At 68.3% G+C, this 12797-nt stretch carries 13 protein-coding genes; 5 read left to right on the top strand and 8 right to left on the bottom strand.

The features are described from left to right. The first annotated feature begins 90 nt into the window (after nucleotides 1-90). Complete coding sequence (locus tag QFZ47_RS12240; RefSeq protein WP_307655882.1) at nucleotides 91-978, top strand: gamma-glutamyl-gamma-aminobutyrate hydrolase family protein; 888 nt, start codon at nucleotides 91-93, stop codon at nucleotides 976-978. A gap of 16 nt (nucleotides 979-994) precedes the next feature. On the opposite strand, the gene QFZ47_RS12235 is transcribed toward QFZ47_RS12240, so the two are convergent. The 3 genes from QFZ47_RS12235 to QFZ47_RS12225 all read right to left on the bottom strand — a co-directional run bounded on the left by QFZ47_RS12235 (nucleotide 995) and on the right by QFZ47_RS12225 (nucleotide 3122). Next, a complete protein-coding gene (locus QFZ47_RS12235) occupies nucleotides 995-1177 on the bottom strand; it encodes a hypothetical protein (RefSeq protein ID WP_307655881.1) in 183 nt (60 codons plus the stop codon). A gap of 94 nt (nucleotides 1178-1271) precedes the next feature. Beyond that, entirely contained in the window at nucleotides 1272-2144 is an 873-nt protein-coding gene (locus QFZ47_RS12230; protein WP_307655880.1) for an N-formylglutamate amidohydrolase, read from the bottom strand. Between the two features lie 12 nt (nucleotides 2145-2156). Continuing rightward, the gene (locus QFZ47_RS12225) at nucleotides 2157-3122 is read right to left on the bottom strand and encodes a tripartite tricarboxylate transporter substrate binding protein BugE (RefSeq protein ID WP_307655879.1); all 966 of its coding nucleotides are present in this window, start codon (nucleotides 3120-3122) and stop codon (nucleotides 2157-2159) included. A gap of 112 nt (nucleotides 3123-3234) precedes the next feature. Between QFZ47_RS12225 and QFZ47_RS12220 the strand changes: the two genes are divergently transcribed. Continuing rightward, entirely contained in the window at nucleotides 3235-4161 is a 927-nt protein-coding gene (locus tag QFZ47_RS12220) for a LysR substrate-binding domain-containing protein (RefSeq protein ID WP_307655878.1), read from the top strand. A gap of 13 nt (nucleotides 4162-4174) precedes the next feature. Here the strand turns inward: QFZ47_RS12220 and QFZ47_RS12215 are convergent, their stop codons facing one another. After that, entirely contained in the window at nucleotides 4175-5173 is a 999-nt protein-coding gene (locus tag QFZ47_RS12215; RefSeq protein ID WP_307655877.1) for a tripartite tricarboxylate transporter substrate binding protein, read from the bottom strand. Then, complete coding sequence (locus QFZ47_RS12210; RefSeq protein ID WP_307655876.1) at nucleotides 5170-8118, bottom strand: DNA topoisomerase III; 2949 nt, start codon at nucleotides 8116-8118, stop codon at nucleotides 5170-5172. Before QFZ47_RS12210 ends, QFZ47_RS12215 begins: the two co-directional genes overlap by 4 nt. A gap of 185 nt (nucleotides 8119-8303) precedes the next feature. Between QFZ47_RS12210 and QFZ47_RS12205 the strand changes: the two genes are divergently transcribed. Genes QFZ47_RS12205 through QFZ47_RS12195 form a run of 3 tightly spaced genes read left to right on the top strand, consistent with a single transcriptional unit; the run spans nucleotide 8304 to nucleotide 9972 of the window. Then, entirely contained in the window at nucleotides 8304-8945 is a 642-nt protein-coding gene (locus QFZ47_RS12205) for an SET domain-containing protein (RefSeq protein WP_307655875.1), read from the top strand. Nucleotides 8946-8947: 2 nt separating this feature from the next. Further along, entirely contained in the window at nucleotides 8948-9772 is an 825-nt protein-coding gene (locus QFZ47_RS12200) for a biotin--[acetyl-CoA-carboxylase] ligase (protein ID WP_307655874.1), read from the top strand. 11 nt (nucleotides 9773-9783) lie between these two features. Next, nucleotides 9784-9972 (top strand): sporulation protein, encoded by a 189-nt coding sequence (locus tag QFZ47_RS12195; RefSeq protein WP_307655873.1) that lies wholly within the window; start codon nucleotides 9784-9786, stop codon nucleotides 9970-9972. A gap of 12 nt (nucleotides 9973-9984) precedes the next feature. On the opposite strand, the gene QFZ47_RS12190 is transcribed toward QFZ47_RS12195, so the two are convergent. From QFZ47_RS12190 to QFZ47_RS12180, 3 genes are all read right to left on the bottom strand, one after another. Then, a complete protein-coding gene (locus QFZ47_RS12190) occupies nucleotides 9985-11427 on the bottom strand; it encodes a sensor histidine kinase (RefSeq protein ID WP_307655872.1) in 1443 nt (480 codons plus the stop codon). Between the two features lie 43 nt (nucleotides 11428-11470). Then, nucleotides 11471-12142, bottom strand: a complete 672-nt coding sequence (locus QFZ47_RS12185) for a response regulator (protein ID WP_307655871.1) — start codon at nucleotides 12140-12142, stop codon at nucleotides 11471-11473. Nucleotides 12143-12210: 68 nt separating this feature from the next. Then, complete coding sequence (locus QFZ47_RS12180) at nucleotides 12211-12696, bottom strand: MarR family winged helix-turn-helix transcriptional regulator (RefSeq protein ID WP_307655870.1); 486 nt, start codon at nucleotides 12694-12696, stop codon at nucleotides 12211-12213. Nucleotides 12697-12797 lie beyond the last annotated feature (101 nt).

Here is a 12797-nt window from a genome sequence, read left to right as displayed (position 1 = left end):
CATACTTGGCGTGTCGTCCGACCCCGTGCGAGAGGCCAAAGCGCCACAATGGACTTTCCTTTCCGCACAGCACGTCCTGCCCGTCCCGCGATGCCGCAACCCGTTTCCGCCCGGCTGAAGATCGGCTTGTCCGCCTGTTTTTCCCATGCCGATCCGGCGCGTTCGCTGTTCACCAACAAGACGCTGCAGTACGTCGAACAGTCCATCGCGCACTGGCTCATGTCGGCCGGTGCCATGGTGGTGATGGTGCCCTGCCCCACGGGCGAAACCGCGCGCGGCGACACCAAGCTCTCGCACTATGCCGAATGGCTCGACGGCGTCGTGATGCACGGCGGCGCCGACGTCTGGCCCGGCAGCTACGGCGAGGTGCCGCTGCAGGATGCGTGGGTGGGCGACCGCCTTCGCGACCTGTACGACCTGGCGCTGGTCGAAGCCTTCGAACAGGCCGGCAAGCCCATCTTCGGCGTCTGCCGCGGGCTGCAGCTGATCAACGTGGCCTTCGGCGGCACGCTCTACCAGGACATCGAGGCGCAGCACCAGCATCCCGAAACCGTCCGGCACCGAGACCCGGTCACCTATGACCAGAACTTCCACCAGATCGAGATCGTCGAGGGCACGCGCCTGGCCAGGCTCTATCCCGAGGTGAAGACCGCCAAGGTCAACAGCATCCACCACCAGGGCGTGAAAGACCTGGCGCCGGGTTTCGAGATCGAGGCCTGGAGCCTGCCCGACCGCGTGCCCGAGGCCATTCGCCGCAGCGCCGACAGGGGCCGCAGCTACATCGCCGCCACGCAGTGGCACCCCGAATTCCACAAGTACGGCAGCACCGAAACGGTGGACGACACGCCCATCCTGCATGACTTCCTGTGGGCCTGCGCCACCGCGAAGGTCGCGCCGCGTACCCTGCCGGATGCGGGGCACGGCCGGATCCGCGACCGCGCGGCGCGGGTGCTGCGCCAGGCGCTGCTGCGGCGCTGACGGGCGCCCCGGCCGGCTAGCGCCGGTCGGATCGGTTCGTGCTGCCGCTCACGCCCGCATCGATGGTTCCGAACACCGTGACGCCGCTGCCGGACGGCGAGACGGTGCGGTCGCTGCCGCCGGCCGGGCCCGTGCCGGCGCAGCCCGCCGCCAGGGCGCCCATCGCAATGGCAAGAACAGCTGCAATGAATGGCTTCACGTAAAACTCCAGGCAAGGGTGGGACTTGCGGCCACTATAGGCCGGCATCTTTCCGGCCCTGTAACAACACACCGGCCGACGGCAGGGTTGTTGATCAGCGCGGATCGGTGGCCAGCAGCATCGCCACCATCGACTGCAGATCCTGCCGCAGCCGCGCCGCGCCCGCCTCGTCGAGCGCCAGCGTGGCCTCGTCCATGTAGAGCCTGCGGTTGACCTCGACCTGGATGCTGTGCCGGTGCCCGGCCGGCCGGCCATGCCGGCGCACCAGCTCCACGCCCTTGTAGGGATGGTTGTAGTCCACGCTGTAGCCGCGCGCGCGCAGGTGCTCGCAGATCCTTTGCGACAGCGCCGGGTCGGCGGTGCTGCCGTCGCGGTCGCCGATCACGAAGTCCGCATGCAAGAGGCCCGGGAAATCGGTGGCATGGCTGCCCGCCACCGCCGGCATCGAGTGGCAGTTGATGTGGATGCTGTAGCCGTGCCGCGCATGCGCCGCGTCGATCGCCTCGGCCACCGCCGCGTGATAGGGCCGCCAGCAGTTGTCGATGCGCGCGCGCACCTCGTCCACGCCGAGCAGGCGGTCGTAGATGGGCAGCCCCTCGTCGGTGAGCTTCCAGACCAGGCCCTTGCCGAGCCGCACCTTGGAAAGCACGCGCGGGTCGGTCGACAGGGGCCCGGTCCACGGGCCGTCGAGCAGCGCGGTGTCCAGCTCGGTGGTGTCGCGGTTGGCGTCCAGGTAGCTGCGCGGAAAGTGCGCCTCGATCCACGCCGCGCCCATGGCGGGCGCAAAGGCGTAGAGCTTCTCGACGTGCGTGTCCTCGGCGCGGCGCAGCGTGGCGATGTCGCACACGGGCCGGAAGTCCTCGGGGTAGACGGTGCCGCTGTGCGGCGAATCGAGCACCAGCGGCGTGTGCCCGGCAACGCTCGTCACCTGGGCGCGGGTTTGGATCAGTTTCAGGACAGGATGCATAGGCGGGCGAGATCAGTCCAATCGGATGCGAGCGAAGGCGGCAACCTTCTTCATCTTCTCGATCTCGCTGTCGATCTGCTTGGTGAACTCGGCCGGCGTGGTGCCCGACGCATAGAGCCCCTGCAGCGCCAGACGCTCGCGCACCGAGGCGTCCTTCAGCGCCGTGGCCACGGCCTGCTGCATGCGCAGCGCGATGTCGGCCGGCGTGCCGGCGGGCGCCACCAGCCCGAACCACGACGGATCGTTGTTGGCCGGATAGCCGAGCTCGCGGTAGGTCGGCACCTCGGGCAGCACGTCGAGCCGGCTGCTCCAGGACACGGCCAGCGCCTTGAGCTTGCCCGCCTTCACGTGCGGCAGCGAAGAAGCCACCTGGTCGAAGTACACCGGCACCTCGCCCGCGAGCACGTCGTTGATGGCCGGGCCCGCACCGCGATAGGGGATGTGCACCATCGAGGTTCCGGTGCTGCTCTTGAAGAGTTCGCCCCACATGTGGCCGATGGTGCCGTTGCCCGGCGATGCATACGACACCTTGCCCGGATTGGCCTTCAGGTACTTCACGAGTTCCGCGAAGCTCTGCACCGGCAGCACCCGCGGGTTGATGACGACCACGCCCGGCGCCTTCACCAGCTCCGTCACGGCAACAAAGCCCTTGACGGGGTCGTAGGGCAGCTTCTGGTACACGGCCGGGTTCACGCCATGCGTGGAGAGCGTGGCCACGCCGAAAGAGAGGCCATCCGGCGCGGAGCGGGCCACTTCGGCCATGCCGATGGAGCCGCCGGCACCGGCGCGGTTGTCGATGACCACGGGCTGCTGGAGGATCTTGGCCAGCGGCTCCGACAGCACGCGCGCCGTGATGTCGGTGGCGCCGCCGGGCGGGAAGGGCACGATCATGCGGATCGGCTTGCCCTGCTGGGCAAAGGATATTCCAGGAGCGACAGAAACAGCGGCCAGGGCGGAAAGAAGATGACGACGTTGCATGGGGGTTTTTCCAATGAGACGGAAGTAATGAAGCAAGAGTTGCTGCATTGCTTGAAGCAAAGGATAGACCAGCTAACATTCTGATTTGGAATGTTTTAATGGGCATCCAGCCATGTCGCTCCGCCGCCTCAACCCGCCCCTGAACCTGCTGCGCGCCTTTTCGACCGTGGTGCGCTTCGGCGGTGTCTCGCGCGCTGCCGAGGCGCTGCACCTGACGCAGGGCGCGGTCAGCAAGCAGGTGCAGGAGCTGGAGCGCTGGATCGGCGCGCCGCTGTTCGAGCGCAGCCGCAAGCGCCTGGCGCTCACGCCCGCGGGCGAGCGCTACGAGAAGGCCGTGCGCGCCGTGCTCGCGCAGCTGGAGGCGGCCACGCTGGAACTCATCACCAGCGGCGACGGCGGCGGCGCGCTGCACCTGTCCACCCTGCCCACCTTCGGCGCCAAGTGGCTGATTCCGCGCCTGCCCGACTTCCAGCGCCTGCATCCCCAGATCACGCTGCATTTCGTCCCCTTCGTGCATGGCTACGACTTCGAGCGGCCCGAGCTCGACTGCGCCATTTTGTTCGGCGACGGCCACTGGCCCGGTGCGCGCTCGCATTACCTCGCCGGGCGGGACGTGGCGCTGATCGCGCCGCGCGCGGAGCTGGCCGAAGCCGCCATCCGCACGCCGCAGGACGTGGCGCGCTGCACCCTGCTGCGCCACGTGACGGTGCCGCAATCGTGGCTGCAGTGGAGCGAGGCGCACGGCGTGCGCGGGCTCGATCCGCTCGCAGGCCCGCAGTTCGACCAGTTCCAGACCATGATCCGCGCGGTAATGGTGGGCATGGGCGTGGCACTGGTGCCGCGCTGCCTGGTGCAGGACGAGATCGCTTCGGGGCTCGTGGACGAGCCGCTGCCGGACGGCGGCTACCGCGGCGACCAGGGCTACTGGTTCTGCTACCCCGAGGGCCGCGGGCAACTGGCCACGCTCGACCACTTTCGTCGCTGGCTGCTGGCGGATGCCGACCGCAGCGCGGAGGAAACGTCGCCGGTCCTCGCCTGACCGGCGCCGTGGGCTACTCGGGCTTGGCGCCCGACGCCTTCACCGCGCCGCCCCAGCGCTGGATCTCGTTCGCCACGAAACGGTCGAACTCGGCGCCCGTGGTGGGCGCGGGCTCCGAACCGCGGTCGCGGATGAAGCGCGCCATCTGCTCGCTCTTCAGGATCTCGGTCACTTCCTGGTTCAACCGCGCCGTGATCTCGGCCGGCGTGCCGCGCGGCGCCATCAGGCCGAGCCAGCCCACGGCCTCGAAGTCCCTGGTGCCGGCCACGCCGCTTTCGCGCACGGTGGGTACGTCAGGCAGCTGTGAGGAGCGTTTGGCCGAAGTCACCGCCAGTGCAACCGCCCTGCCCGACTTGATGTGCGGCAGCGCGGCCGTCACCGAATCGACCATCAGCGGAATCTGGTTGCCCAGGAAGTCCGACTGCGCCGGCCCGCTGCCGCGGTACGGAATGTGGGTGATGAACACATGCGCGGCCGACTTGAACATCTCGCCCGACAGATGCTGCGTGCCGCCGATGCCGGCGCTCGCATAGCTCAGCCGGCCGGGCTCGGCCTTGGCCCGTGCGGCCAGCTCGGCCATGCTGCGGATGCCGCTTTCGGGCGTGGCCAGGAACACCAGCGGCACCGTGGCGATGAGCGAGATGCCCACCAAGTCCTTGCGCGGATCGAAGCCCGGCTTGGCATAGAGCGTCTGGTTCACCGCCATCGCGCTGCCCGCCACCACCAGCGTGTAGCCGTCGGCCGGCGAGCGCACCACGAACTCGGTGCCGATGTTGCTGCCGGCGCCGGCCTTGTTGTCCACGATCACCGGCTGGCCCAGCCGCTTGCCGAGCTGCTCGGCCAGTGCGCGCGCGAAGATGTCGGTGGCCTGCCCGGGCGGGAACGGCACCACCAGCTTCACGGGCCGGTCGGGCCATGCCGCGGCCTGCGCCAGGCCGGCCGTGCCGGCAAGCAGCAATGCCGCGGTGCCGGCCGCCAGGCCAGCGGCGAAACGCCTGCGCCCGGCCCTCATGGCGCCGACAGGTGCTTGCCCACGATGCCCGCGAGCTCGAACATCGTCACCTGGTCCTTGCCGAACACCGGCTTGAGCTTGGCGTCGGCATTGATCGCGCGCTTGTTGGTCGCGTCCTGCAGGCCATTGGCCTTGATGTAGTCCCAGAGCTTCTTGATGACCTCGGTGCGCGCCACCGGTTCGGCGCCGATCACCGCAGCCAGCGAGTCGCTGGGCTTCAGGCCCGCGCCGGGCTTGCGCGGCGCGGCGGCTTTCTTCGCGGCCGGCGCCTTCTTGGCGGCGGGCGTCTTCTTCGCCGCCACCTTCTTGGCCGCCGCGGTCTTGCCCGCCGGCGCGGCCTTGCCGAAGGTCTTGCGCGGCGGGAACTTGCTGCCGCCTTCGCGCGGCGCGAATTCGAAGGTCACCTTGCCCTCCTCGGCGTTCCACGTCAGGAAGGCCTTGAAGGCGCGGCGCGTGCGCATGCTCACGAACTTGTCGAGCAGGTCGGTCTTGCCGGTGGCCAGCAGCTTTTCCATCTGCGCGCGCTCCACCGGCTGCTGCAGGATGATCTTGCCGGTCTTGAAGGTGCAGCTGGGCGTCGGCTGCGCGGTGGTGGGCACCGACTTCTCGCAGACGTAGTTGCTGCCGTGCTCGAACACCGGTGCGCCGCAGACCGGGCACGGGCCCACCGTGTCCTGCTCGCTGAAGTCGACGATCTCGCCGGTGTCGCCGTTCTTGTCGTCGCCGAAGTCGAACTCCAGCTTCCAGTTCTTCGCTTCCTCGTCGTACTTCAGGATGATCTCGGAGGTGAAGGGCCAGCCGGCCTTGGATCGGAAGCCTTCCAGCGGGCCGATGTGCTTGTCGCGCACGAGCGCCTCGGCCTCGGCCACCTCGAAGGTGCGCCCGGCCGGCGACTTGCCGAACGAGAAGCCGCAGGCGTCCTCGCCCGCGCCGCTCTTGCCGACGCAGCCGTAGCGGCGGTAGTTCTCCTTCACCACGCCGCCGCAGTTGGGGCATGGTGTGGAAAGCGTCGTGTAGTCGCCCGGCACGGTGTCGCGGTCGTATTCCTTCGCCTTCTTGACGATGTGCTGCGTCATCTCGGCGATCTCGCGCATGAAGGCGTCGCGGCTCAGCGCGCCCTTCTCCATCTGCGCGAGCTTGTATTCCCATTCGCCCGTGAGCTCGGCCTTGGAGAGTTCTTCCACGCCCAGGCCGCGCAGCAGCGTCATGAGCTGGAAGGCCTTGGCGGTCGGGATCAGCTCGCGGCCTTCGCGCAGCATGTACTTTTCGGTGATCAGGCCTTCGATGGTGGCCGCGCGCGTGGCTGGCGTGCCCAGGCCTTTTTCCTGCATGGCCTCGCGCAGCTCGTCGTCGTCGATGGTCTTGCCGGCGCCTTCCATGGCGCCCAGCAGCGTGGCTTCCGAATAGCGCGCGGGCGGCCGGGTCTTCAGCGCCTTCAGGTCGGCCGATTCGGTCTTCACCGTCTCGCCCGGCTTCACCACCACCAGGTTCTTGCCGTCCTTCTCGTCGTCGTCGCTGATGGCTTCCTTGCCCCAGATGGCCAGCCAGCCCGGCTTGACCAGCACCTTGCCGTCGCTGCGGAAGGGGTACTTCCTGCCGCCGGTTTCCACCGTGCTGATGCGGGTGGTCACCTGGAATTCGGCGCTCGGGAAGAACACCGACATGAAGCGGCGCACCACGAAGTCGTAGAGCTTCTGCTCGGCGTCGGAGAGGCCGCTGGGCGCCTGCAGCGTGGGAATGATGGCGAAGTGGTCCGACACCTTGGCGTTGTCGAAGATGCGCCTGTTCGGTTTCACGTAGCTGCCATCGACCGCCTGCTGCGCGAAGGGCGCGAGGTGCTTCATGCCGCTGTCGGCGAGCATCTTCATGGTGTCCTTCACCACCGGCAGGTAGTCCTCGGGCAGCGCGCGAGAGTCGGTCCGCGGATAGGTCAGCGCCTTGTGGCGTTCGTACAGGCTCTGCGCCAGCGCCAGCGTGGTCTTGGCCGAGAAGCCGAAGCGGCCGTTGGCCTCGCGCTGCAGCGAGGTCAGGTCGAACAGCATCGGCGAGGCCTGGGTGGTGGGCTTGCTTTCCTCGGTCACGGTGGCGGGCTTGCCACGCGCCGCATCGGCGATCTCGCGCGCCTCGCGCTCGCTCCACACGCGGTCGGCGCGGATCTCCGCGTCGGCCACGCCGTCGGGGCCGGGCGGCGGCTTCTTGAAGTTGGCGTCGAACCACTTGCCCGGGTACTGGCCGGCCTCGGCCTGGAACGCGCCGTGGATTTCCCAGTAGTCGCGGCTCACGAACTTGCGGATTTTTTCCTCGCGCTCGACCACCACCGACAGCGTGGGCGTCTGAACGCGGCCCACCGTCGTCAGAAAGAAACCGCCGTCGCGCGAATTGAAGGCCGTCATGGCGCGCGTGCCGTTGATGCCCACCAGCCAGTCGGCCTCGGAGCGCGAACGCGCGGCATCGGCCAGGCCCTGCATCTGCTTTTCGGTGCGCAGCGCGTCGAAGCCGTCACGGATGGCCTGCGGCGTCATCGACTGCAGCCACAGGCGCTTCACGGGCTTGTTCAGGCCGGTCTTGCCGCCCGCGTACTGCTCGATCAGGCGGAAGATCAGCTCGCCCTCGCGGCCCGCGTCGCAGGCGTTGATGAGCTGCGTCACGTCCTTGCGCTTGGCCTGCTTGACCACGGCGTTCAGGCGCGTCTTCGTCTTGTCGACCGGCTTCAGGTCGAAGTGGGGCGGAATCACCGGCAGGTTCGCGAAGCTCCACTTGCCCCGCTTGACGTCGAACTCCTCGGGCGCCTGGATTTCGACCAGGTGGCCGACAGCGCTGGTCACGACATAGCTGTCGTTCTCGAAATGCTCGTCATGTTTGTCGAACTTGCCGGCCACCGGCGTGAGTGCACGGACGATGTCCTGTGCCACCGACGGCTTTTCTGCGATTACCAAGGTCTTCATCAACAATTCCTAAACAAGAGTTCTCAGGCCGGCGCCGGGCCGCCCCAAGGCGGCCTGCGGCCCCCTCGGGGGGCAGCGACGACACGCAGTGCGGGAGCGTGGGGGCCACATACAATCTGCGGCTTCCCGCGTGTGCGCACGCGCACACGCGCATGTGTGCATATTCAACCTAACAGACTTCGGCGATGCCTTCCAAATCCCCACTTTCCGGCGGCCGCCGCATTCAGACGCGGCGCTCCACCGTCCACGGCAACGGCGTGTTCGCCGTCCAGGACCTGGCGGAAGGCGAGACGCTGATCGAATACAAGGGCGAGGTCATCAACTGGAAAGAGGCGCTGCGCCGCCATCCGCACGACCCGGCCCAGCCGAACCACACCTTCTACTTCCACATCGACGACGGGCGGGTGATCGACGGCAACGTCAAGGGCAACGCCGCGCGCTGGATCAATCATTCGTGCGAACCGAACTGCGAGGCCGACGAGATCGATGGGCGCGTTTATATCAAGGCGCTGCGCAACATTGCTGCAGGAGAAGAGCTCAACTACGACTACGGCCTGATCATCGACGAGCCCTACACGCCGAAGCTGCTGTCCGAATTCCCCTGCTGGTGCGGCTCCGAGAATTGCCGCGGCACGCTGCTGACGCCCAAGGACGAAGACGAGGAAAAGAAAAAGAAGAAAAAGGCCAGGAAGAAGGCCGACAAGAAAAAGGCCGAGAAAAAGGAAGCCAAAAAGGCGGACAAGAAGGCCGAAAAGAAAACTGAAAAGAAGGCCGAAAAGAAGCCGGAAAAAAAGAAGTCCAAGAAGGACGAGGCCGGCAAGGCCTGAACATGAGCACCACGGCTGCCTGGTTCGAAGACCGGATCGCCGCGGCGGTGGCGCCGCTGCTGCCCGGCTTTGCGGTCGAGGCCGTGGCCGAGATAGCCTCCACCAACACCGAGCTAATGCGCCGCGCGCGCGCCGGACGTGTCGAGCCGATCCTGCTGGTGGCCGAGCGCCAGACCGCCGGGCGCGGCCGGCTCGGGCGGCCCTGGCAGAGCGCGCAGCAGGGCGAAGAAAAAAGCGCCGCCTCCCTCACCTTCTCGCTGGGCCTGCCGCTCGCGCCGCGCGACTGGGCGGGCCTTTCGCTGGCCGTGGGCGTGAGCGTGGCCGAAAGCCTCGATCCCACGGGCGCGGCCAAGGTCGCGCTCAAGTGGCCCAACGACCTGTGGGTGAACGACCGCAAGCTGGCCGGCATCCTGATCGAAACCGCCATGCCGCACACGGGCGGTGCCGACGTGCCGGCCCCGCCGCGCTACCTGGTGATCGGCATCGGCATCAACATCGGCCCGCGCGAAGCCGATGGCATGCGCACCCCGCCGGCCTGGCTGCGCCAGTGGCGCCCCGATGCCACCGCGCCCGAGGTGCTGGCCGAGCTGGCCGCACCGCTGGTGCACAGCGTGCAGGCCTTCGAGGCGCAGGGCTTCGCGCCGTTTGCCGAACGCTTTGCCGCGCGCGACGCGTTGCGCGGCCGGGAGGTTCAGCTCAGCGACGGCGGCTTCGGCCTGTGCGAAGGCGTGGCCTGGGGCGGCGAGCTCCAGGTGCGCACGGCCGACGGGTTGCAGCTGATCTCGAGCGATGAAGTCAGCGTGCGCCCGCGCGGCATGGCGTTCTGAGGCCGGTCACCATGAAGCTGCGCCTGGTACTCATTGCCCTGCTCATCGCCAACCTCGGCTACTGGCTGTGGTCGCGCGGCGATCTCGCCGGCTTCGGCCTGGCGCCTGCGAGCCTCAATGAGCGCGAACCGCAGCGCCTCGCGCGCCAGGTGCACCCCGAGTGGCTCCAGATCCGCAAGGACGCCAAGGGCGCGCCTTGAAGGCGCTGCGCCTCAGGGCGCGGCTTCGCCCTCGAAGCGCACCGTGAAGCGCACCCCCGGCGGCTGCCGGCCCGGATGCGCATCTTCCAGCTTTACCTGTGCATGGTGCTGGTTGGCAATCTCGCGCACGATCGGCAGGCCCAGCCCCGAGCCGTCGGCCTCGTTGCCGAGCACGCGGTAGAACGGCTCGAACACCAGTTCGCGGTCGGCTTCCGCAATGCCCGGCCCGTTGTCCTCCACCTGCAGCAGCACCACGCGGCCGAACGGGTCGGCCAGCACGCGCGCGGTGATCACGCCGGTCCGCTCGGCGGTCGAGGGCGTGTAGTTGATCGCGTTGTCGAGCAGGTTGCGCACCAGCTCCTTCAGCAGGGTCTGGTTGCCTTCGATCACCACGCCGGGCGCGCCCGCCTCGGCACCGTCGTAGCCCAGGTCGATGCGCTTCTCGATCGCGCGCGGTACCGCTTCGCGCACCACCTCGATGGTGAGCCGCGCCAGGTCGCAGGCCTGGCGGCCGGTGCCGGCGCCGGTGCTTTCGGCGCGCGCGAGCGAGAGCAGCTGGTTCACCGTGTGGGTGGCGCGCACGCTGGCGCGGCCGATCTGCTTGAGCGACTGCTTGAGCTCGTCGGCATTGGCGCCCTCGCGCTGCGCCAGGTCGGCCTGCATGCGCAGGCCCGCGAGCGGCGTCTTGAGCTGGTGCGCCGCATCGGCCAGAAAGCGCTTTTGCGTGTGGATCGAATCGTTGAGCTTGTCGAGCAGTTCGTTCACCGAAGACACCAGCGGCACCACTTCGAGCGGCACCGACGATTCGTCCAGCGGGCTCAGGTCCCCCGGGCGCCGCTCGCGGATGCGCGCCTCCACCACCGACAGCGGCTTGATGCCGCGCACCAGCGCCAGCCAGATCAGCAGCACCGCCAGCGGCAGGATCGCGAACTGCGGCAGCAGCACGCCCTTGATGATCTCGGTGGCCAGCACCGACTGCTTCTCGCGCGTTTCGGCCACCTGCAGCAGCGCCGGCTCCGCTTCGCTGTCGGGGCCGGCGAGCCACAGCGATGCCACGCGAACCGACTTGCCGCGCATCTCGCCGTTTCGCAGCGTGACCACGCCGGGGACCGGGGGCTCGTCGGTGTTGGGATGCGGCACATCGGGCTCGCCGCTGAGCAGCGCACCGTGGCTGTCGAGCACCTGGTAATAAACGCGGTCGGCGCCATCGGCCCGCAGGATCTCGCGCGCCGGCTGCGGCAGCACGAATTGCGTCTGCCCCTGCCGCACCGTGACCAGCCGCGCCAGCGTCTGCACGTTGTATTCGAGCGCGCGGTCGAAGGGCGCATTGGCAATGCCCTGCGCCACCAGCCACGTCACGCCGATGCTCACCGGCACCAGCAGCAGCAGCGGCGTGAGCATCCAGTCGAGGATCTCGCCGAACAGGGAGCGCTGCGCGCGCTGAAAGAGTTTCAAAGGACTCGCCCCCGGTCTTCGCGCACCATGTGCCGCGATCGATTCAAGGGATTTTCTCGAGGCAGTAACCGAGCCCGCGAACCGTGGCAATGCGCACCGGCCCCTTCTCGATCTTCTTGCGCAGCCGGTGGATGTAGACCTCGATCGCGTTCAGGCTCACTTCCTCGCCCCATTCGCACAGCCGCTCCACCAGCTGGTCCTTGCTGACCAAGCGGCCGGCGCGCTGCAGCAGCACCTCCAGCAGGCCCAGTTCGCGCGCCGAGAGCTCGACCATCTTGCCGTCGATGGTGGCCACCCGGCCGGCTTGGTCGTACACCAGCGGGCCGTGCTTGATCGTGTTGCTGGTGGCGCCCATGCCGCGCCGCGTGAGCGCCCGCACGCGCGCCTCGAGCTCCTGCAGGCTGAAGGGCTTGGCCATGTAGTCGTCCGCGCCGTGGTCCAGGCCCTTGACGCGTTCCTCCACGCTGTCGGCCGCGGTGAGCACCAGCACCGGCAGCTGCGAGCCGCGCGCACGCAGCCGCTTGAGAATCTCGATGCCGTGCAGGCTGGGCAGCCCCAGGTCCAGGATCAGCAGGTCGAACTCGCTGTGCGTCATGAGCGCGGTGTCGGCCTGCGATCCGTTCGCCACGTGGTCGACCGCCGCGCCCGAGGTGCGCAGGCTGCGCAGCAGGGCATCGGCCAGCACCTGGTCGTCTTCGGCAATCAGAATCCGCATGAGCCACCTCCGGCCGGTTCGGGCGCCGCGCCGGCGCCGCGTTCACATATGTCTCGCTCCAGCCGAGTCTAGCCCTCTGTGTAGGCTTCCAGTCCGATGGTTACCACGGTGGCAATGTCGTGGCCCACGCTGGCGCGGAACTCGCGCTCGGCCTGCGTCACCGCGCTGCGGAAGGCGTCGAGCCACGCGAGGCCGTCGGTGGTGAAGAGCACGCGCCGCGCCCGCGCGTCGAGTGGATCGGGCCCGCGCGTGACCAGGCCCCAGGCCTCGCACTGATCCACCAAGGCGCCCATCGCCTGCTTGGTCATGCCGGCGCGCGCGGCCAGCTCGGTCAGGCGCGAGCCCTCGCGCGCCAGGTGCCGCGTGATGTGGATGTGCGCGGCGCTCACCTGGGCGCGCGCGGCCAGGTTCGACAGCGCCAGCGGTACGTCGGCGTCGTGCGCCATGAGTTCGAGCACGCGCTCGTCGAAGCGGCGCATCGCATGGCCCAGCAGGCGGCCCAGGTGGGTTTGCCGCCAGGCGTCCGGATCGGTCGGAAAAGCTTGTTCGGCCATCGGCTAGATGGTAAAGCAAACTGACCAAAAAATGGGTTTACTCAAACCAACGAGCCTCTACACTACTGTTCAAGCATCCAGCCTGTAATTAAAAGCAGACG

The sequence above is a fragment of the Variovorax paradoxus genome (assembly GCF_030815975.1).
Lineage (GTDB): Bacteria > Pseudomonadota > Gammaproteobacteria > Burkholderiales > Burkholderiaceae_C > Variovorax > Variovorax paradoxus_N.
Note: the sequence above shows the minus strand (reverse complement) of the source record. Positions and strands in the feature narration are given on the sequence as shown.

Excerpts from the sequence above, each read along its gene's own strand:
- QFZ47_RS12195 (WP_307655873.1), top strand. The coding sequence starts at position 9,784 with ATGAAGCTGCGCCTGGTACTCATTGCCCTGCTCATCGCCAACCTCGGC.
- QFZ47_RS12215 (WP_307655877.1), bottom strand. The coding sequence starts at position 5,173 with ATGAGGGCCGGGCGCAGGCGTTTCGCCGCTGGCCTGGCGGCCGGCACC.
- QFZ47_RS12185 (WP_307655871.1), bottom strand. The coding sequence starts at position 12,142 with ATGCGGATTCTGATTGCCGAAGACGACCAGGTGCTGGCCGATGCCCTG.
- QFZ47_RS12230 (WP_307655880.1), bottom strand. The coding sequence starts at position 2,144 with ATGCATCCTGTCCTGAAACTGATCCAAACCCGCGCCCAGGTGACGAGC.
- QFZ47_RS12240 (WP_307655882.1), top strand. The coding sequence starts at position 91 with ATGCCGCAACCCGTTTCCGCCCGGCTGAAGATCGGCTTGTCCGCCTGT.
- QFZ47_RS12225 (WP_307655879.1), bottom strand. The coding sequence starts at position 3,122 with ATGCAACGTCGTCATCTTCTTTCCGCCCTGGCCGCTGTTTCTGTCGCT.
- QFZ47_RS12200 (WP_307655874.1), top strand. The coding sequence starts at position 8,948 with ATGAGCACCACGGCTGCCTGGTTCGAAGACCGGATCGCCGCGGCGGTG.
- QFZ47_RS12210 (WP_307655876.1), bottom strand. The coding sequence starts at position 8,118 with ATGAAGACCTTGGTAATCGCAGAAAAGCCGTCGGTGGCACAGGACATC.
- QFZ47_RS12220 (WP_307655878.1), top strand. The coding sequence starts at position 3,235 with ATGTCGCTCCGCCGCCTCAACCCGCCCCTGAACCTGCTGCGCGCCTTT.
- QFZ47_RS12205 (WP_307655875.1), top strand. The coding sequence starts at position 8,304 with ATGCCTTCCAAATCCCCACTTTCCGGCGGCCGCCGCATTCAGACGCGG.
- QFZ47_RS12180 (WP_307655870.1), bottom strand. The coding sequence starts at position 12,696 with ATGGCCGAACAAGCTTTTCCGACCGATCCGGACGCCTGGCGGCAAACC.